This window comes from Oleiphilus sp. HI0066 (assembly GCF_001635725.1).
Genome location: NZ_LWFH01000551.1, coordinates 1 through 678, shown reverse-complemented (window position 1 = coordinate 678; position 678 = coordinate 1). Strand labels below are relative to the sequence as shown.

At 45.6% G+C, this 678-nt stretch carries 1 protein-coding gene and 1 pseudogene; one reads left to right on the top strand and one right to left on the bottom strand.

Annotated features, from left to right (window positions below; translation table 11 throughout):
- Positions 1-197 (bottom strand): annotated as a pseudogene (locus tag A3738_RS29825) (coenzyme A pyrophosphatase); the annotation flags it as partial.
- A gap of 119 nt (positions 198-316) precedes the next feature.
- Here A3738_RS29825 and A3738_RS07380 point away from each other — a divergent pair.
- Positions 317-678, top strand: a 362-nt coding sequence (locus tag A3738_RS07380) for a zinc ribbon domain-containing protein (protein WP_068763490.1), incomplete at its 3' end; no start/stop codon positions are given.

Sequence of the window (678 nt, the reverse complement as noted above, 5' to 3'; positions counted from 1 at the left end):
TGATCGAACTTACCCCCTGGGAAGGCAACTTGACCACTGTGCGTAGAGAGACGCGACGAACGACGCGTCAAAATAACCTCAGGTCTAGCAGTATTGCGGGTAATTGGCATTAACACGCCAGCTTTGGGAAGCTCAGCACCTAATTGTCTAGGTTGATAATCACTAAGACGACTTTCGAACTGCTGTATAAGACTCATGAGGTAGTTCAATAAATTTGAGATTGGGCACCTTAGCATAGGGTTTAGGGATTGTTAATTGAGTCTGTGTGCTAGAGAATGTCGCGCTAGCCAAAAATAGAGAATGGGCACATTTTGATATGAACTTTTGCAGTAATTGCGGCCATGCCGTTCAACAGAAAATTCCAGCCGACGATAGTCGACTTCGATACGTATGCCCTCAATGCGAGACCATTCACTATCAAAATCCAAACATTGTCGCGGGCACACTTCCCGTATTCGAAGATAAAGTACTTCTTTGCAAGCGAGCCATTGAACCGCGCTATGGCTATTGGACACTGCCTGCAGGATTTATGGAAAACCAAGAAACGACCATGGAAGCAGCAGCACGAGAAACATGGGAAGAAGCCGAAGCAAAAGTAACGCTGCACTCCCTGTTAACCGTTATCAACGTTCCTCAAATCAATCAAGTCCATATGTACTTCTTGGCCACACTCATTGA